Source organism: Streptomyces antnestii, from assembly GCF_004005495.1.
In the GTDB taxonomy this organism is placed as follows: domain Bacteria; phylum Actinomycetota; class Actinomycetes; order Streptomycetales; family Streptomycetaceae; genus Streptomyces; species Streptomyces antnestii.
Window position 1 is genome coordinate 1 of record NZ_RZYA01000001.1, and the last position, 18,442, is coordinate 18,442.

The 18,442-nt window shown below is 71.1% G+C and carries 14 protein-coding genes and 1 pseudogene; 11 read left to right on the plus strand and 4 right to left on the minus strand.

Annotation, left to right across the window (positions count from 1 at the left end; genetic code table 11):
• The 3 genes and pseudogenes from EOT10_RS00005 to EOT10_RS00015 all read left to right on the plus strand — a co-directional run.
• Positions 1 to 188, plus strand: a pseudogene (locus tag EOT10_RS00005) (2-oxoacid:ferredoxin oxidoreductase subunit beta); the annotation flags it as partial.
• Between the two features lie 47 nt (positions 189 to 235).
• On the plus strand, positions 236 to 1,756 hold the full coding sequence (gene miaB, locus EOT10_RS00010) for a tRNA (N6-isopentenyl adenosine(37)-C2)-methylthiotransferase MiaB (protein ID WP_127825906.1): 1,521 nt from the start codon (positions 236 to 238) through the stop codon (positions 1,754 to 1,756).
• A 46-nt stretch (positions 1,757 to 1,802) separates the two neighbouring features.
• Positions 1,803 to 2,519 (plus strand): class III extradiol dioxygenase subunit B-like domain-containing protein, encoded by a 717-nt coding sequence (locus EOT10_RS00015; RefSeq protein ID WP_127825907.1) that lies wholly within the window; start codon positions 1,803 to 1,805, stop codon positions 2,517 to 2,519.
• Between the two features lie 140 nt (positions 2,520 to 2,659).
• Here EOT10_RS00015 and EOT10_RS00020 read toward each other — a convergent pair whose 3' ends face one another.
• Together EOT10_RS00020 and EOT10_RS00025 are read right to left on the minus strand one after the other, a co-directional pair.
• On the minus strand, positions 2,660 to 2,986 hold the full coding sequence (locus tag EOT10_RS00020; protein ID WP_127825908.1) for an antitoxin: 327 nt from the start codon (positions 2,984 to 2,986) through the stop codon (positions 2,660 to 2,662).
• Positions 2,987 to 3,019: 33 nt separating this feature from the next.
• The gene (locus tag EOT10_RS00025; RefSeq protein WP_127825909.1) at positions 3,020 to 3,370 is read right to left on the minus strand and encodes a hypothetical protein; all 351 of its coding nucleotides are present in this window, start codon (positions 3,368 to 3,370) and stop codon (positions 3,020 to 3,022) included.
• 182 nt (positions 3,371 to 3,552) lie between these two features.
• On the opposite strand from EOT10_RS00025, the gene miaA reads away from it, so the two are divergent.
• From miaA to hflX, 6 genes are all read left to right on the plus strand, one after another.
• Positions 3,553 to 4,491 carry a tRNA (adenosine(37)-N6)-dimethylallyltransferase MiaA gene (miaA, locus tag EOT10_RS00030; RefSeq protein ID WP_127825910.1) on the plus strand — a complete coding sequence of 313 codons (939 nt, stop codon included), beginning with the start codon at positions 3,553 to 3,555 and terminating at the stop codon, positions 4,489 to 4,491.
• Between the two features lie 107 nt (positions 4,492 to 4,598).
• On the plus strand, positions 4,599 to 5,066 hold the full coding sequence (locus tag EOT10_RS00035) for a hypothetical protein (protein ID WP_127826678.1): 468 nt from the start codon (positions 4,599 to 4,601) through the stop codon (positions 5,064 to 5,066).
• 93 nt (positions 5,067 to 5,159) lie between these two features.
• The gene (gene dapF / locus EOT10_RS00040) at positions 5,160 to 6,038 is read left to right on the plus strand and encodes a diaminopimelate epimerase (protein ID WP_127825911.1); all 879 of its coding nucleotides are present in this window, start codon (positions 5,160 to 5,162) and stop codon (positions 6,036 to 6,038) included.
• A gap of 136 nt (positions 6,039 to 6,174) precedes the next feature.
• Entirely contained in the window at positions 6,175 to 8,304 is a 2,130-nt protein-coding gene (locus EOT10_RS00045; protein ID WP_127825912.1) for a RelA/SpoT family protein, read from the plus strand.
• 67 nt (positions 8,305 to 8,371) lie between these two features.
• The gene (locus EOT10_RS00050) at positions 8,372 to 9,886 is read left to right on the plus strand and encodes a M1 family metallopeptidase (RefSeq protein ID WP_127825913.1); all 1,515 of its coding nucleotides are present in this window, start codon (positions 8,372 to 8,374) and stop codon (positions 9,884 to 9,886) included.
• A 204-nt stretch (positions 9,887 to 10,090) separates the two neighbouring features.
• A complete protein-coding gene (hflX, locus tag EOT10_RS00055) occupies positions 10,091 to 11,587 on the plus strand; it encodes a GTPase HflX (RefSeq protein WP_127825914.1) in 1,497 nt (498 codons plus the stop codon).
• Between the two features lie 149 nt (positions 11,588 to 11,736).
• On the opposite strand, the gene EOT10_RS00060 is transcribed toward hflX, so the two are convergent.
• Complete coding sequence (locus EOT10_RS00060; RefSeq protein WP_127825915.1) at positions 11,737 to 12,939, minus strand: trypsin-like serine peptidase; 1,203 nt, start codon at positions 12,937 to 12,939, stop codon at positions 11,737 to 11,739.
• A 254-nt stretch (positions 12,940 to 13,193) separates the two neighbouring features.
• Complete coding sequence (locus EOT10_RS00065; RefSeq protein WP_127825916.1) at positions 13,194 to 14,420, minus strand: trypsin-like serine peptidase; 1,227 nt, start codon at positions 14,418 to 14,420, stop codon at positions 13,194 to 13,196.
• A 383-nt stretch (positions 14,421 to 14,803) separates the two neighbouring features.
• On the opposite strand from EOT10_RS00065, the gene EOT10_RS00070 reads away from it, so the two are divergent.
• Together EOT10_RS00070 and EOT10_RS00075 are read left to right on the plus strand one after the other, a co-directional pair.
• The gene (locus tag EOT10_RS00070) at positions 14,804 to 16,210 is read left to right on the plus strand and encodes a diaminobutyrate--2-oxoglutarate transaminase family protein (RefSeq protein ID WP_189490921.1); all 1,407 of its coding nucleotides are present in this window, start codon (positions 14,804 to 14,806) and stop codon (positions 16,208 to 16,210) included.
• Positions 16,211 to 16,353: 143 nt separating this feature from the next.
• Positions 16,354 to 18,420, plus strand: coding sequence for an IucA/IucC family protein (locus tag EOT10_RS00075; RefSeq protein WP_127825917.1), 2,067 nt, complete (start codon positions 16,354 to 16,356; stop codon positions 18,418 to 18,420).
• The last annotated feature ends 22 nt before the right edge of the window (positions 18,421 to 18,442 follow it).

Genomic DNA, 18,442 nt, shown 5'->3' on the forward strand with positions numbered 1-18,442 from the left:
TCGCGCTCTCGCGCCTGGCCGACCCGCACACCCTGCACCAGACCCCGATCGGCGTCTTCCGCTCCACCGAGCGGCCCGTCTACGACGTCCAGATGTCCGACCAGCTCGACGAGGCCATCGAACAGAAGGGAAAGGGGGAGCTGAGCGAGCTGCTCGCAGGCGGCGACACCTGGACCGTCGTGGGCTGAAACCTGCCGGAGCAAAGAGGCTCCGCGTACCGCCTACCCTGGAGTGCATGACCAGCAGCGACCGGAGCCAGGCAGTGGACGTTCAGCAACTCAAGACGTACGAGGTTCGAACCTACGGGTGCCAGATGAACGTCCACGACTCCGAGCGGCTGTCCGGCCTTCTTGAGGGCGCGGGATACGTCCGCGCGCCCAAGGACGCCGACGGTGACGCCGACGTCGTCGTCTTCAACACCTGTGCCGTCCGTGAGAACGCGGACAACAAGCTGTACGGCAACCTCGGCCGCCTGGCCCCGATGAAGACGAAGCGCCCTGGCATGCAGATCGCCGTGGGCGGCTGCCTGGCGCAGAAGGACCGCGACACGATCGTGCAGCGGGCTCCATGGGTCGACGTCGTCTTCGGCACGCACAACATCGGCAAGCTGCCCGTCCTGCTGGAGCGCGCCCGTGTCCAGGAGGAGGCGCAGGTCGAGATCGCCGAGTCCCTGGAGGCGTTCCCCTCGACGCTGCCCACGCGCCGCGAGAGCGCGTACGCGGCCTGGGTCTCCATCTCGGTCGGCTGCAACAACACGTGCACCTTCTGTATCGTGCCCGCCCTGCGCGGCAAGGAGAAGGACCGCAGGACCGGCGACATCCTCGCCGAGATCGAGGCCCTGGTCGCCGAGGGCGTCAGCGAGGTCACGCTGCTCGGGCAGAACGTGAACGCGTACGGCTCGGACATCGGCGACCGGGAGGCCTTCGGCAAGCTGCTGCGCGCCTGCGGCAAGATCGAGGGCCTGGAGCGCGTGCGCTTCACGTCCCCGCACCCCCGTGACTTCACCGACGACGTGATCGCCGCCATGGCCGAGACGCCGAACGTGATGCCGCAGCTGCACATGCCGATGCAGTCCGGTTCCGACACCGTCCTGAAGGCGATGCGCCGCTCGTACCGGCAGGAGCGTTTCCTCGGGATCATCGAGAAGGTGCGCGCCGCGATCCCGCACGCCGCCATCTCCACGGACATCATCGTGGGCTTCCCCGGCGAGACCGAGGAGGACTTCGAGCAGACCATGCACGCGGTCCGCGAGGCCCGCTTCGCCAACGCCTTCACCTTCCAGTACTCCAAGCGCCCCGGGACGCCGGCGGCCACCATGGAGGGGCAGATCCCCAAGGAGGTCGTGCAGGCGCGCTACGAGCGCCTGGTCGCCCTCCAGGAGGAGATCTCCTGGGACGAGAACAAGAAGCAGGTCGGCCGCACCCTGGAGCTGATGGTCGCCGAGGGCGAGGGCCGCAAGGACGGCACCACGCACCGTCTGTCCGGCCGCGCCCCCGACAACCGCCTGGTGCACTTCACGAAGCCGGCTGCCGAAGTGCGCCCCGGTGACGTGGTCACCGTCGAGATCACCTATGCCGCCCCGCACCACCTGCTTGCCGAGGGCGACGTCCTCGCCGTGCGCCGCACGCGCGCGGGCGACGCCTGGGAGAAGCGGAACGCGGAGCCCCAGCAGAAGCAGGGCGTCATGCTCGGCCTGCCCTCGGTGGGCGTCCCGGCCCCCCTGCCGGCGGCCACGGGAGGCTGCGCCATCGACTGACGGGCACCACCACCGACCGTGCCCCCGGCGCAGTAGGCTGCCGATCATGCTTGTCGCCGCCGCCGTCTGCCCCTGCCCGCCCCTGCTCGTGCCCGAGGTCGCAGCGGGTGCGGCCCCCGAGCTGGACGCCGCGCGCGCGGCCTGTGACGAGGCCGTCCGCGAGGTGATCGCGGCCCGTCCCGACCTGATCGTGGTCGTCGGCGAAGGGCCCGTGACCCGCGAGCACGGGCAGGGCACCGCGGGCAGCTTCCTGCCCTTCGGCGTGGACCGGGAGGTCCGCCTCGGAGCGGTGCCCGAGGGCGCAGAGGCCCCCGAGGGCCGGCTTCCCCTGTCCCTCTCCGTCGGCGCCTGGCTGCTCGCCAGGGCCGGCTGGACGGGCCGCGTCACGGGCTACGAGGTCCAGGGCGACCGGACATGGCCGATGAACGGCGAGGACGGCGTCCACCTCGCGGCCCGCGCCGACCGTGTGGGCCTCCTCGTCATGGGTGACGGCACCGCCTGCCGCAGCCTCAAGGCCCCCGGTTATCTGGACGAGCGCGCCGAAGGCGTCGACGCGGCGATCGCCGAGGCCCTCCGCAACGGCGACCGCGACGGGTTCTTCGCCAACCTCGACGCGGACCTCGCCCGTGAACTCAAGATCTCCGGCCGCTCCCCGTGGCAGGTCATGACGGGAGCCTTCGACGAGGACGAGACGTGCCGCGTCCTGTACGAGGACGCCCCCTACGGAGTGGGCTACTTCGTCGCCACCTGGTCGTCGTCGTAGCAGGCGGAGACTTCTCCCGCCTCTGCACCTGCCTCAGCACGCGCCGGTGAACGAGCCCTTGAACGAACGGCGACGGCCGCGGAGCCGTGACGCTCCGCGGCCGTCCGCGTGTGCCGGTGTCGGTGTCGGCGCCGTGCGCCTCAGGGGGCCGCGGGCGGTGCCGGCGGGGTGTCGCCGCCGCCGTCCTGACTCCGGTCCCCGTCCTGACTCCGGTCCCCGTCCTGACTCCGGTCCCCGTCCTGACTGCCGCCCCCGTCCCGGCTGCCCGGACCCGCGAGGCGGTCCACGGCGTCCTTGGCCTTGCTCGTGCCGGCCCGGATCTGGTCGCGGTACTTGCCCTTGGTCTTCTCGTCGACCGTCCTCGCGACGCTGTCCAGACCCTGGTCGATCCTGTCCCCGTGCTTCTGCGCGAGGTCAGCGACCTTCTCCTTGCTGAGCTTGGCCTTCAACGTGTCCAGGATGCCCATGGGTTCACCTTCACTCGCGGGGGACCGGCGGGGTTACTTGCGGGCGCGCTCACCGGCCTCGCTGTCGGCGGCCTGTTCCGCGTTCTGCTGCTTGGGAATCTCCACGGGCTCCGCCACCGCGGCGGGCCCGCGGGTGGAGGCCGCCTCGTCGGCCACCTCCTCCGCTTCCTCCGCGGCGTCGGCGTCCGCGGAGGAAGCGGGGGAGGCGACGGAACCGGCAGCCTCCGGGGCCCCGGCCGCCTCAGCCGCCCCGGTCGTCCCGGTCGCCTCGGGGGAGGAGTCCTCGGCCTCGGACCCGGCCGTCAGCGTGGCGGCCTGCGCCCCGTCGCCCGACGTCTCCTCCGCATCCTTCGACTTCCGACGAAACCTTGCAAAAACGCCCATTTCCACTCCATAAGCTACTCGTGCGGGCGAAATCCCGCGTCGCCCGGTGCGCCCGTTTGCGTCGCCCGGGTCTCCGGCCCTCGAAACCGGCGGTCGGAACCTCGCAACAGGGAACGACCCCGGACCTCGGTCGTCACGTAGCTCGTTCGGGAAGTGGTCCGGAGGTTTGCGAGACTGGGGCGGTGAGTAGTGCAGCTCCCGCTCCGCGGGTCATCGCCGTCGTCGGGCCCACCGCGGCCGGAAAGTCCGATCTGGGCGTTTTTCTCGCCCGGGAACTCGGCGGCGAGGTCGTCAACGCCGACTCCATGCAGCTCTACCGGGGGATGGATATCGGCACCGCCAAGCTGACGCCCGAGGAGCGCGGCGGCATCCCGCACCACCTCCTCGACATCTGGGACGTCACGGAGGCGGCCAGCGTCGCCGAGTACCAGAAGCTGGCCCGCGCGGAGATCGACCGACTGCTCGCCGCGGGACGCTGGCCGATCCTGGTCGGCGGCTCCGGCCTCTACGTCCGCGGCGCGGTGGACCACCTGGAGTTCCCCGGCACCGACCCCGAGGTGCGTGCACGCCTGGAGGAGGAGCTGACCCTGCGCGGCTCCGGCGCCCTGCACGCCCGCCTCGCCGTCTCCGACCCCGAGGCGGCCAAGGCGATCCTGCCGAGCAACGGCCGGCGCATCGTCCGCGCCCTCGAAGTCATCGAGATCACGGGCAAGCCCTTCACGGCCAACCTGCCGCGGCACGACTCCGTGTACGACACGGTCCAGATCGGCGTGGACGTGGCGCGCCCGGAGCTCGACGAGCGCATCGCCGCCCGCGTCGACCGCATGTGGGACGCGGGTCTCGTGGACGAGGTGCGCACCCTGGAGGCGCAGGGGCTGCGCGAAGGGCTCACGGCGTCGCGGGCGCTCGGCTACCAGCAGGTGCTCGCCGCGCTGGCCGGGGAGTGCACCGAGGACGAGGCGCGGACCGAGACCGTCCGCGCCACCAAGCGCTTCGCGCGCCGTCAGGACTCCTGGTTCCGGCGTGACCCGCGCGTCCACTGGCTCAGCGGCGCCGTGGCCGACCGGGGGGAACTCCCGGCACGGGCAATGACGTTGATCGAACGACCGGTCACAGCCTGATCACGTGATGGCATCGGGACGCTCCGCCCGTCATCCCGGCCCCTGCGGGCGTGCCATCATCGACCATCGATCGACCAGTGGAGTCCGAAGTGGGAGGGCGCGTGGCGATGGAGGCCGGCCCTCGTGACACCGCACCGGGCGGGGAGCAGCTGAGCTCCGACGGTCCCGACGCGACCCCGGACGGTGTGATCGCCGACGGTCCCACGGCCGAGGAGCTCGCGGCGCAGGCCGAAAGCGCCGAGGTCGAGGTGGAGCTGCGCCCGCAGCGCCGCCTGCGCCTGTGGCAGCTCGCGCCCATCGTGATCCTCTCCGCGATCGGCTCCCTGATGTTCGCGTTCCCCCTCTTCTTCGAGTTCGGGGACGGCGGTGCCGTCGTGGCCATGCTGGGACTGCTGATCAGCTCGTGCGCCGCGGGCTGGGGCATGATGGCCGCCCGCCGCGTCGGGTACACCTGGCCCGGCTTCCCCGCCCGGGGATCGGACTCCCGCCCGGACTGGCGGGTCGTCTGCGCGTACGCGGTCGTGGTCGCCTCCGTGGCGGTCCTCGCCGTATGGCGCGTCGCCCGCCTGCGCTAGGAACAGTCAGACACCCCCTGGTCCACGTACCGGTCTGGTCCACGTACCGGGCCGTCCCGACGGGTTGTCGGGGGCACCCCGTACGATCGAGGGATGAGCACGCGGATCGCCTTCCTCAAGGGTCACGGGACCGAGAACGACTTCGTGATCGTCCCCGACCCCGAGAACAGCATCGAGCTGCCCCCGGCCACCGTCGCCGCCCTGTGCGACCGTCGGGCCGGCGTCGGCGGCGACGGTCTGCTGCACGTGGTGCGCTCCGCCGCACACCCCGACGCGCGGCATCTGGCGGCCGAGGCCGAGTGGTTCATGGACTACCGCAACGGCGACGGATCGATCGCCGAGATGTGCGGCAACGGTGTGCGCGTGTTCGCCCACTACCTGCGCCGTGCCGGTCATGTGGGCGACGGCGACATCGCCGTGGCCACGCGCGGTGGTGTGAAGAGTGTGCACATCGACAAGGAAGGCGACATCACGGTCGCCATGGGCAAGGCCCTCTTCCCCGAAGGGGACGTCACCGTCGGCGTCGCGGACCACACCTGGCCCGCGCGCAACGTGAACATGGGGAACCCGCACGCCGTCGCCTTCGTGGACGACCTCGCCCAGGCCGGCAGCCTCTACTCCGCGCCGTCCTTCGCCCCGGCCACCGCCTACCCGCACGGGGTGAACGTCGAGTTCGTCGTCGACCGCGGCCCCCGGCACGTCGCCATGAGGGTCCACGAGCGCGGCGTGGGCGAGACCCGCTCGTGCGGTACGGGCGCGTGCGCCGTGGCCGTCGCCGCGGCCCGCAGGGACGGCCTGGACCCCGCGGCCACCGGAGCGCCGGTCACGTACACGGTGGATCTGCCCGGCGGACGGCTCGTGATCACGGAGCGCGCCGACGGGGAGATCGAGATGACGGGGCCAGCGGTGATCGTCGCCGAGGGCGAGATCGACACGGACTGGCTGACGGTTCTCGAAACCGTAAACCCCTGAACGTTCGCTCGAATGGGTGATCCGTTTCACGCTGGGCGAGAGGGGGTCAGGTCCACGTGATGGGCTCGGTAGCATCAAGCACCGGCCCGGGCAGTACCCCGCAGACCGCCGCCGGTCGACGCAGCCGGAGGTGCTCATGAGTGCGGAGGCGACCAATCCCGCGACGCCCGGCCCGATCACACCGGGCGCCCACCGCAGGCGCGGCCTTCCCCGGATCGACCTGCGCCGCCTCGGCCGGGCCGCGCTCCTCGGCCCCGCCGCGGGAAACCGGCTGCCCGACGCCATCGGCCACGTGGTCGAGGCCCACCGCGCCCACCACCCGGAAGCCCCCCTGGAACCGCTGCGCCGGGCGTACGTCCTGGCCGAGTCCTCCCACCGCGGCCAGATGCGCAAGAGCGGCGAGCCTTACATCACGCACCCGCTGGCCGTGACCCTGATCCTCGCCGAGCTGGGCGCCGAGACCACGACGCTGACCGCGTCCCTCCTCCACGACACCGTCGAGGACACCGACGTCACGCTCGACCAGGTCCGCCGGGAGTTCGGCGAAGAGGTCGCCTATCTCGTCGACGGCGTCACCAAGGTCGAGAAGATCGACTACGGCGCGGCCGCCGAACCCGAGACCTTCCGCAAGATGCTCGTCGCCACCGGCAACGACGTCCGGGTCATGTCGATCAAGCTCGCCGACCGGCTGCACAACATGCGCACCCTCGGCGTGATGCGCCCCGAGAAACAGGCACGCATCGCCAAGGTCACCCGCGACGTCCTCATCCCGCTCGCCGAGCGCCTCGGCGTCCAGGCGCTCAAGACCGAGCTGGAGGACCTCGTCTTCGCGATCCTCCACCCGGAGGAGTACGCGCGGACCCGCGAGCTCATCGCCGCCAACGACACGCTCGGCTCCGACCCCCTCGCGGAGATCGCCGAGGACGTCCGGACCGTCCTGAAGGACGCGGGGATCACGGCCGAAGTACTGATCAGGCCCCGGCACTTCGTCTCCGTACACCGGTCGCGGCGCAAGCGAGGCGCCCTGCGCGGAGCGGACTTCGGGCGCCTCCTGGTCCTCGTCGCGGAGGACGCCGACTGCTACGGAGTGCTCGGCGAGCTGCACACCTGCTTCACGCCGGTCGTCTCGGAGTTCAAGGACTTCATCGCCGTACCGAAGTTCAACCTCTACCAGTCCCTGCACACGGCCGTGTCGCGCGGTGACGGCGAGGTCGCCGAAGTCCTCATCCGCACCCACCAGATGCACAAGGTCGCCGAGGCCGGAGTCGTCGCGCTCGGCAATCCCTACGCTCCCCCTTCGGAGGAGCAGGCCGAAAGGGACGGGGAGCGCGCCGACCCGACCAGGCCCGGCTGGCTCTCCCGCCTCCTCGACTGGCAGGAGGCCGCCCCGGACGCGGACACGTTCTGGTCCACCCTGCGCGAGGACCTTGCCCAGGACCGCGAGATCACCGTCTTCCGGCCCGACGGCGGCACCCTCGGCCTGCCCGCGGGCGCCAGCTGCGTCGACGCCGCCTACGCCCAGTACGGCGAGGACGCCCACGCCTGCATCGGAGCGCGGGTCAACGGCCGCCTGGCGACGCTCAGCACGGTCCTGCGCGACGGGGACACCGTCCAGCTCCTCATGGGCCAGGACCCCGCGTCCGAGCCCTCCAGGGACTGGCTCGACCACGCCCGCACACCCGCCGCCCGCATCGCCATCCGGCGCTGGCTCACGACCCATCCCGCCACACCACAGGCCGAGCCGCAGGGCCGCCGCGCCCCGGAGGCGGCGCCCAGGACGCCTCAGGGCGCGCCCGCGGGCCGCCCCGCCGAGGCGAACGCGGTCGTGGACAAGCCCGGCGCGACCGTGCGCCTCGCGGGCTGCTGCACACCCGTGCCGCCCGACGAGATCACCGCCTTCGCGGTACGCGGCGGCGCCGTCACCGTGCACCGCGCGGAGTGTCCCGGCGTGGCGCGCATGAAGAGCGCGGGGCGTGCGGAGATCGGGGTGAGCTGGGGCGACACCGCCGAGTGCCGGGTCTCGCTGATCGCCGAGTCGTTCAGCCGCCCGCACCTGCTGGCCGACCTCACCGAAGCCATCGCCCTGGAGAGCGTCGCCGTCATCTCGGCGACCGTCGAACCACCGAGCCAGGGCCGCGTACGCCACACGTACACGCTCCAACTCCCGGACGCGGCAACGCTCCCCGGACTCATGCGGGCCATGCGCAACATCGCAGGGGTGTACGACGTCAGCCGGGCGCAGCACCCCGCCCAGAGCAGCTCGTAGGGTCTCGTTCGGGTGGGTGTGGCGCGTCCCGCCGGAGCGGGGACGCGCGCGCTGGTAGCCGTAGTCCATGCTGCTCACCCCCCGGACCCTCCGCATGGGCACCGCGCTCGTCGCCGCGGCCGCCTCCACCGCACTGATCGCCGCGAGCGCGCCGGAGCCGGCCGCGCCGCTGGGCGTCGGCGACCGGCTCTTCCCGCACCTCGGCAACCCCGGTTACGACGTCCAGTCGTACGACATCGCGTTCACGTACCGCGGCGACAACAAGAAGCCGCTGGACGCCGTCACCAAGATCGATGCCATCGCGACGGCGCGTCTCGACCGGGTGAACCTCGACTTCTCGCACGGAACCGTTCGTTCCGTGGAGGTCAACGGGCGCCCGGCCCGCTTCGACACCAGCGACGAGGACCTGGTCGTCACGCCGGGGACGGCGGTCCCGGAGGGTGCCCCGCTGGAGATCACCGTGCGGCACACCAGCAACCCGGTGCCCGGCAAGGAGGAGGGCGGCTGGGTGCAGACCAAGGACGGTCTCGCCATGGCCAACCAGGCCGACGCCGGGCACCGCGTGTTCCCGTGCAACGACCACCCCTCGGACAAGGCCATGTTCACCTTCCGGGTGACCGCTCCCAAGGAGGACACGGTCGTCGCCAACGGCGTGCCCTACCTGAAGACGCGCCACGGCGCCGCCACCAGCTGGGCGTACCGCACCCTCCACCCCATGGCCACCGAGCTGGCGCAGGTCTCGATCGGCCGCTCCTCCGTGCTGCGCCGTGAGGGGCCGGACGGGCTGCCCGTCCGGGACGTGGTGCCTACCGAGGACCGCAAGATCCTCGAACCGTGGCTCAAGAAGACCCCCGCCCAGCTCGCCTGGATGGAGAGCAAGGTCGGCCGCTACCCGTTCGAGAACTACGGCGTCCTGATCGCCCAGGCCCAGACCGGCTTCGAGCTGGAGACCCAGACGCTCTCCCTCTTCGAGAAGGAGATCTTCACGGAGCCCGCCTACCCCTCCTGGTACATCGAGTCGATCATGGTCCACGAGATGGCCCACCAGTGGTTCGGCGACAGCGTCAGCCCCCGCACCTGGTCCGACCTGTGGCTGAACGAGGGCCACGCCAGCTGGTACGAAGCCCTCTACGCGCAGGAGAAGGGCCACCAGTCCATGGCCAAGCGCATGCGGGCGGCCTACAGCGCCTCGGACGGCTGGCGCGCGGCGGGCGGCCCGCCGGCCTCTCCCAAGGCGCCGAAGCCGGGCCAGAAGATCAGCATCTTCCGCCCGGTCGTCTACGACGGCAGCTCCCTCGTCCTCTACGCGCTCCGCCAGGAGATCGGCGCCCCCGCCTTCGAGCGTCTGGAGCGGGCCTGGGTGCGCACGCACCGTGACGGGACGGCGACCACCGCGGACTTCGTCGACCTCGCCTCACAGACCTCGGGCCGCGACCTCCACGGCTTCTTCCGCGCCTGGCTCTACGGCAAGAAGACGCCGCCGATGCCGGGCCACCCGGACTGGAAGCCGGCGCCGGTGCAGACGGCGAAGCCGGCGCGGGAGGCGCGGGCGGGGCAGGGCAAGGGGCAGGGCGAGGGGTAGGGCGAGGGGTAGGGCCCGGCGCGCGCGGGCATTAAGTCGGGTGACGAGACGTGCCGTACCGTGCGAACATCTTCAGGTCGGCGGCGCGCCCGGCCCGGGAATCTCCGGACCGCCCGGGACGTTGTGCTGGTCGAAGGACCACGCTGTCAGCGCGGACCGTCACCGATGCGAAAAATTCGTCAATCACCTCGACGTAAGGATCCAATGACCTCCTCTTCTTCCCCTTCCCAGGACGCGCAGAGCTTCGCGCAGAACAACCCCGAAGGTCTTCGGGCCGATGCCCTGATGGAAGAGGACGTCGCCTGGAGCCACGAGATCGACGGAGAGCGGGACGGCGACCAGCTCGACCGCTCCGAGCGCGCGGCCCTGCGCCGCGTCGCGGGCCTCTCCACCGAGCTCGAGGACGTCACCGAGGTCGAGTACCGGCAGCTCCGCCTGGAGCGCGTCGTGCTCGTCGGTGTGTGGACCTCGGGCACCGTGAATGACGCGGAGAACTCCCTCGCGGAGCTGGCCGCCCTCGCCGAGACCGCCGGCGCCCAGGTGCTCGACGGTGTCATCCAGCGCCGGGACAAGCCCGACGCCGCGACGTACATCGGCTCGGGCAAGGCCCAGGAGCTGCGCGACATCGTGCTCGAGACCGGAGCCGACACCGTCGTGTGTGACGGTGAGCTCAGCCCCGGCCAGCTCATCCACCTCGAGGACGTCGTCAAGGTCAAGGTGGTCGACAGGACCGCCCTGATCCTCGACATCTTCGCCCAGCACGCCAAGTCCCGAGAGGGCAAGGCGCAGGTCGCCCTCGCGCAGATGCAGTACATGCTGCCGCGACTGCGCGGCTGGGGTCAGTCGCTGTCCCGGCAGATGGGTGGCGGCGGCGGTGGAGGCATGGCCACCCGTGGTCCCGGTGAGACCAAGATCGAGACGGACCGGCGACGGATCCGCGAGAAGATGGCGAAGATGCGCCGGGAAATCGCGGACATGAAGACCGGCCGCGACATCAAGCGCCAGGAGCGGCGCCGCAACAAGGTGCCGTCGGTGGCCATCGCCGGCTACACCAACGCGGGCAAGTCGTCCCTGCTCAACCGCCTCACGGGCGCCGGCGTCCTGGTGGAGAACGCACTGTTCGCCACCCTCGACCCGACCGTCCGCAGGGCCGAGACGCCCACCGGCCGCCTGTACACCCTGGCCGACACGGTCGGTTTTGTACGGCACCTGCCGCACCACCTCGTCGAGGCGTTCCGCTCCACGATGGAGGAGGTCGGCGACTCCGACCTGATCCTGCACGTGGTGGACGGTTCACACCCGGCGCCGGAGGAGCAGCTGGCCGCCGTGCGTGAGGTGATCCGGGACGTGGGCGCCACACAGGTGCCCGAGATCGTGGTGATCAACAAGGCGGACGCGGCCGACCCGCTCGTCCTCCAGCGGCTGCTGCGCGTCGAGAAGCGAGCGATCGCGGTGTCGGCCCGCAGCGGGCTCGGCATCGAGCGGCTGCTCACGATCATCGACGACGAGCTGCCGCGCCCCGCGGTCGAGATCGAGGCACTCGTGCCGTACACGCACGGCCAGCTGGTCGCGCGTGCGCACGCCGACGGCGAGGTGATCTCCGAGGAGCACACGCCGGAGGGCACCCTGCTCAAGGCGCGGGTGCACGAGGAACTCGCCGCGGAGTTCGCGCCGTACATCCCGGCGGCCGCCGGAAGCTGACGTACCGGCAGCTGGTGCATTCACGGCGAGGGCCCGCCCCCAACTTCCTGGGGGCGGGCCCTCGTTCGCGTGGTGAAGCCGACGGCTGCTTACTGACAGCCGTAGTTACTGCCGTACCTACTGACGGCCGTACCTACTGGCTTCCGTGCTTACTTGCTTCCGTACTTCTCGCTCATCGAGTCGAAGACCTGCTGGGCGCCCTTGCCCAGCTGCGGTCCGGCCAGCCAGGTGTTGCCGGCCGGGCCGATCGACGTGTTCGAGACCAGCTCGGTCTTCCCGCCGACGACCCGGAACCAGCCGCCGCCGGACGAACCGCCGGTCATCGTGCAGCCGATGCGGTACATCGTCGGCTGGTCGGGGCTGAGGGACAGCCGGCCCGGACGGTCGATGCACTTGTGCATCAGCAGGCCGTTGAACGGGGGAGCGGCCGGGTAGCCCCAGGCGCCCATGCTGTCGACCGACTGGACGGAGGGCGCGGAGAAGTCGACCGGCAGCGCGGCGCCGACGGTCTCCTCGAGGGACTTCGAACCCTGCTCCGGCTTCACGTGCAGCACCGCGTAGTCGTACGGCGCGCCCGCGCCGCCCGACTCGGCGCCCGTGTCGATCCACTCGTTGGAGGTGGAGGCCCAGTCGGCCCAGAAGGTGCCGTACGGGGCGATCTCCTGCGGGGCGGCGTTCTGCAGCTGGGCCTCGGACTTGCCGAGGTCGTTGTAGGCCGGGACGAACGCGATGTTGCGGTACCAGCCGCCGGCGGCACCCGCGTGCACACAGTGGCCCGCGGTCCAGACGAGGTTGGACCTGCCCGGGTTGCGCGGGTCCTTCACGACGGTGCCGGAGCAGACCATCGAGCCCTCGGGGGAGTCGAAGAAGACCTTGCCGACCGGCGCGGCGTTCTCGTGGTACGGGGTCTTCTCGGGCACGGCCTTGACCGGCTGCGGCTCAGGATCCGTCGCGCCCTGGTCGGCCGTGGCGTCCTTCGCGGCGATCGTCTTGTCCGGGTCCTTGGCGGACTTCATCCGCTCGGGCTTCCAGTGGTCCTTGATGACCGGGTTGACGAAGTCCTTGGCCTCGCGCAGCCAGTCCTTCTTGTCCCAGTTCTTCCAGGCGCCGTTCTGCCACTTGTCCGGGTCGATGCCGTGCTTCTTGAGCTGGTCGGCGAGGTCCCCGGGCAGCCGGCCGTCGGAGCCGTCGCCGGCGCCCTGCGAAGCCGTGGCGGCCGACTTGTCACTCGCCTTGTCGTCGCTCGGGCCGCAGGCGGTGGCGGTGAGCGCCAGGGCCGCGGCGAGCCCCGTCGCGGCGAGGGCCGTGCGACGGCCCCGGCTGCGCGTGGATGACGGACGTGTGGAACGCATGGTGCGGATCCCCCCGATGAAACGAATGTGTCATGTGCTTGTCAGATCCGGAACGTTTCCCTGCGAAGGCCCCGGACGCAGCACCCCACTATGCCTGTGGAGTTGAGGACGGACGGCGGTGGGGTGGTGAAGATTTCGTCACCCCACCGCGGTGTCAGCCTCTACTGACCAGTCACTTTGCAGCGGTCGGCACAGCTGTCACTGACCGGCACAACTGTGCCGACCGCCATGCCACTTACTGAGTGATGCACTCTTTACTGACCGGCGTACTTCTTGCTGACCGCGTCGTAGATCCCCTTGGCCTCCTTGCCGAGGCGCGGACCCGCGAGCCAGCCGGCCGTGACCGGACCGATCGACGTGTTCGACACCAGCGAAGGCTTGCCGTTGGAACCCTGCGCGATCCAGCCGCCACCGGACGAACCGCCGGTCATCGTGCACCCGATGCGGTACATCGTCGGGTCGGCCTTCGTGAGCGAGAGCCGCCCCGGCTTGTCGGCGCACTGGTACAGCGTCTCGCCGTCGTACGGCGGCGCCGCCGGGTAGCCCTTCGCCGTCATCGTGGCGATCTTGGGTACCGCGGGCGCGTTGAAGTCGACCGGCATGGCCGAACCGACCGTCTCCTCAAGGGTCTTGCCCTCGCTGCCCTTCTCCGGCGTGACATGGATGACCGCGAAGTCGTACGGCGCGCCCTGCCCGCCGGTCGGACCGCCCTGCTCGATCCACTGGTCCGACGTCTGCGCCCACTCGCCCCACCAGACGCCGTACGGGGCGACCTGTTCCTTGGTGGCCTTCTTGAGCTGTTCTCCCGTCAGACCCGCGTTGTTGTACGAGGGCACGAAGGCGATGTTGCGGTACCAGCCGCCCTTCTTACCCGCGTGCACGCAGTGCCCCGCGGTCCACACCATGTCCGACTTGCCCGGGTGAGCGGGGTCCGTGACGACCGTCGCCGAGCAGACCATGGACCCCTCGGGGCTGTCGAAGAACAGCTTCCCCGCGTACGGCGCGCTCTCGTGGTACGGCGTGCCGACCGCCGCGGCCTTCACGGGCTGCGGCGTCGGGTCCGTCACGCCCTGGTCGCCCGAGATGTCGTTGTCGTCGACCTCGTGGTCCGGGTTCTTGTCGGCGTCACGCATCCGGTCCGGGTCCCACAGACCGTCGATGATGGGGTTGACGTAGTCCTGCGCCTCACGCAGCCACTTGTCCTTGTCCCAGTTCTTCCACTCGCCGTTCTTCCACTTGTCCAGATCAATACCGTGCTCCTTGAGCCGGTCCTTGATGTCGTCCGGGATCTGGATCTTGTCGCCGCCGGCCTGCGTCGTGGACGCGGTCGGCTTCGGGTCGGCGCTGTCGTCGCCGGGACCGCAGGCGGTGGCGGTGAGTGCGAGCACCGCACCGACGGCGAGGGCGGCCGCCACGGGGGAGGTTCTGCGGCGCGCGCCCCTCCCACGCTGAACGGTCGAGAGCGGACGTATGGGTCGCATGTCGTGAATCCCCCTGGGCTTCGATAACTGTGCCGTGCCGGCCGCCGATGGCCGTGGACCGAACGCGCGGCGCCGGCACTCGACATGCCCACCCCGCGAACGAACCCCGCCGACCTCCGTCGAACGGCAACCCACCCTATGCGCGCGCTGTGGGCGACATCCCACGGAACGGCAACGGTTCCGTCACGGCGGAGATCTTGCGCCCGGCACGGATTTCCGGCCGACCCGTGATCCCGCGCTGCCACCGTCGTTGGTACGTACGGGGGATTCGACGTCGTCGCTCGGTCCTGGGGGTTCGACCCCGGACGCCCGTACGTCAACTGATCCCCGAACACGGACAATTCGACAGGATCCGTCGGGATCCAGCGGGAGGACCAAGAGTCGTGGCCGTCACCGAGCCTGCGCCCGCGGCGTTGTCCGCGGGGTACGAGGGGGGTGCCGCCCGTGAAGGCGCGGCCCAAGAGGGGATCCTGCGGCGGCAGTCCGCACGGGAATCGGCCGCCCGCACCTATGCGCGCGCCTTGCCGATCGTGCCCGTGCGGGCCCGGGGAATGACGATCGAGGGCGCCGACGGCCGCCGGTACCTCGACTGCCTCTCCGGCGCGGGCACGCTGGCCCTCGGACACAACCACCCCGTCGTCCTCGAAGCGATCAGGCGCGTCCTCGACTCCGGCGCCCCGCTGCACGTGCTCGACCTGGCCACCCCCGTGAAGGACGCCTTCACGACGGAACTCTTCCGGACCCTGCCCGCCGGACTCGCCGAGCGGGCCCGGATCCAGTTCTGCGGACCGGCCGGGACCGACGCGGTGGAGGCCGCCCTGAAACTCGTCCGCACGGCCACCGGCCGCAGCGGACTGCTCGCCTTCACCGGCGCCTACCACGGCATGACCGCGGGCGCGCTCGAAGTGTCGGGCGGAGCACAGAACGTGAGCGTGGCGCGCCTGCCCTATCCGCAGGACTACCGCTGCCCCTTCGGCATCGGCGGCGAGCGCGGCGCCGAACTCTCCGCGCGCTGGACCGAATCCCTCATCGACGACCCCAAGTCCGGGGTACCGCTCCCGGCCGGCATGATCCTCGAACCCGTCCAGGGCGAAGGCGGAGTGATCCCCGCGCCCGACGCCTGGATGCGCCGCATGCGCGAACTCACCGCGGCCCGCTCCATCCCCCTCATCGCCGACGAGGTCCAGACCGGCGTGGGCCGAACAGGCGCCTTCTGGGCCGTCGAACACAGCGGCGTGGTCCCGGACGTGATGGTGCTGTCCAAGGCGATCGGAGGCAGCCTTCCCCTCGCCGTCGTCGTCTACCGGGACGACCTCGACGTCTGGGAGCCCGGGGCCCACGCCGGCACGTTCCGCGGGAACCAGTTGGCCATGGCGGCCGGCGCCGCGACCCTCGCCTACGTCAGGGAGAACCGCCTCGCCGAACGCGCCGCCCTCCTGGGAGCCCGCATGGTGGGCCGGCTCCAGGGCCTCGCCGCCGAGCACCCCTGCATCGGGGACGTACGGGGCCGCGGCCTGATGATCGGGGTCGAACTGGTCGAGCCGGAAACCCCTCAGAACCCGGACCTGCCCGCGGCACCGGACCTGAGCCCCTTCCCTCCCGCTCCCGAACTCGCCGCTTCCGTGCAGCGCGAATGCCTCCGCCGAGGCCTGATCGTCGAGCTCGGCGGCCGCCACTCCAGCGTCGTCCGCCTCCTGCCACCGCTCACGATCACCGACGAACAGGCCGCCGCCGTCGTCGAACGCCTCGCCGACGCCCTGGCCGAAGCGGCCCGCACGCATCGCCGATAGCCCAGCCGGACCCGGCGCCGCCAACAGGCCCCACACCAGGAACGCCAGGGTCACCACGACGCCGGCCACCACGGCCGGCAGCGGAACACCGGACAGTCCGGACCACCGCATCACGGAGTCAACAACCCCACAAGGAAGCCCCCTTGAACGCCACTCCCGCACCCGACGACCGCCCCCGCCCCCAGGTGAACGGAGCCTGCGACACGCAGCCCCACCTTGCCCCGGAACGCGGGACGGTCCCCCGGCAGAAGGGCGGCAGCCAGGAGGCCGAGCATCTGCACGGCTCCACCGCCGACCTGCTGGAGCATCCGGACCCCGGCACGGCGGCCCAAGCCGCGGCCGTCGAGAACCTGCTCCGCTGCTGGGTGCGGGAGAACGACCTCGCCGAACCCCGACACGGCACTCTGCGCGTACCTCTCCCCGCAAGTGGCACCGCCCTCCTCGTCCCTGTCCACTACTGGTCCACCACCGGCTGGCACCGGTTCGGCATGCCCTACCTCCAGAACGGCCCCCTCGACGCCCCCCGAGTGGACGCCGTGACCATCGCCGCCCTCCTCAGCCGCGAGGCCGCGGGTCCCCGTGGCCGCGGCCTGATGCCGGGTGACGGCGAAGGCGTAGTCGGTCAGGGGCTGACGCAGGCGCCGGCTGCGACGCCTGCCCCGCCGCCCCCCGCGACCACTCCGCAGACCGCCCCCGAAGCCCCGCCCTCCCACGCCACCGCCTCCCACGCCACCGCCTCCAGCGACGGAGCCGATCTCGTGGGGCGCGTAGCGGACTCCGTCCGGAGAACCGCCGACTTCATCGCGTACCGCCGCAGCAACCCGGGTGACACCGACGACCCCTTCCTGGCCTCCGAGCAGTCCCTCCTGCTCGGCCACCCCCTGCACCCGACCCCGAAAAGCCGCGAGGGCCTGTCCGAGGCCGAATCGCGCCTCTATTCACCCGAGTTGCAAGGCTCCTTCCCCGTGCACTGGATGGCGGTGAACCGGTCGGTGCTCGCGATGGACTCGGCTTGGACCCAGCGAGGCCGCGCACTCCCCGCCGACCAGATCGCCCGCCAACTCGCCGGAACAGACCTCCCCCTGCCCGACGGCCACGCCCCGCTGCCCCTGCACCCTTGGCAGGTTCGCGAACTCAGGCACCGCCCACAGACCGCAGCCCTCCTCGACGCCGGGCTCCTGCGAGACCTCGGCCCTCACGGCGCCCCGTGGTACCCCACCTCCTCCGTTCGTACGCTCTACCGGCCCGACGCCCCGGCCATGCTGAAGCTCTCGCTCGGCCTGCGCATCACCAACTCCCGTCGTGAGAATCTCCGTAAAGAACTCCACCGCGGCGTCGAGGTCCACCGCCTGCTCCGCACCGGCCTCTTCGAGCAGTGGCAGGCCGCTCACCCAGGCTTCGACATCGTCCGAGACCCGGCCTGGCTCGCCGTCACCGGCCAGGACGGCGAACCGGTGCCCGGCCTGGACGTGATGATCCGGAACAACCCGTTCGCTCCCGGTGACGACGCGGCCTGCATCGCCGGCTTCGTCTCACCCAGGCCCCCGGCCACCCCGGCCACACCCCACGGTCAACTGGACCGACACCGCATGAGCTCCCGTCTCGCCGAGACCGTCACCCGCCTCGCCGTCCGCACCGGACGTCCCCGAGGAGCCGTGGCCGCCGAGTGGTTCCTGCGCTACCTCGAACACGTCGTACGCCCCGTGCTCTGGCTCGACAGCACCGCGGGCGTCGCCCTGGAAGCCCATCAGCAGAACACGCTGCTGCTGCTCGACCCCGAGGGCTGGCCCGTCGGGGGCCGCTACCGCGACAACCAGGGCTACTACTTCCGCGAGTCCCGGCGCGACGCACTGGACGGCAGGCTGCCCGGCATCGGCACCCACAGCGACACGTTCGTCTCCGACGACGTCACCGACGAGAGGTTCGCCTACTACCTCGGGATCAACAACGTCTTCGGCCTCATCGGCGCCTTCGGCTCCCAACAGCTCGCGGACGAACGGCTGTTGCTGGCCGCGTTCCGCGGCTTCCTCGTCGATGTCGCGTCAGGCCCGGACAAGCTCAGCAGCCCCCTGCCGACCCACCTCCTCGACTCGCCGGTCCTGCGCTGCAAGGCCAACCTCCTCACCCGCCTGCACGGACTCGACGAACTCGTCGGACCCGTCGACACCCAGTCCGTCTACGTCACCATCGCCAACCCCCTTCATTCCTGAGGAACATGACCCACCCCATCCC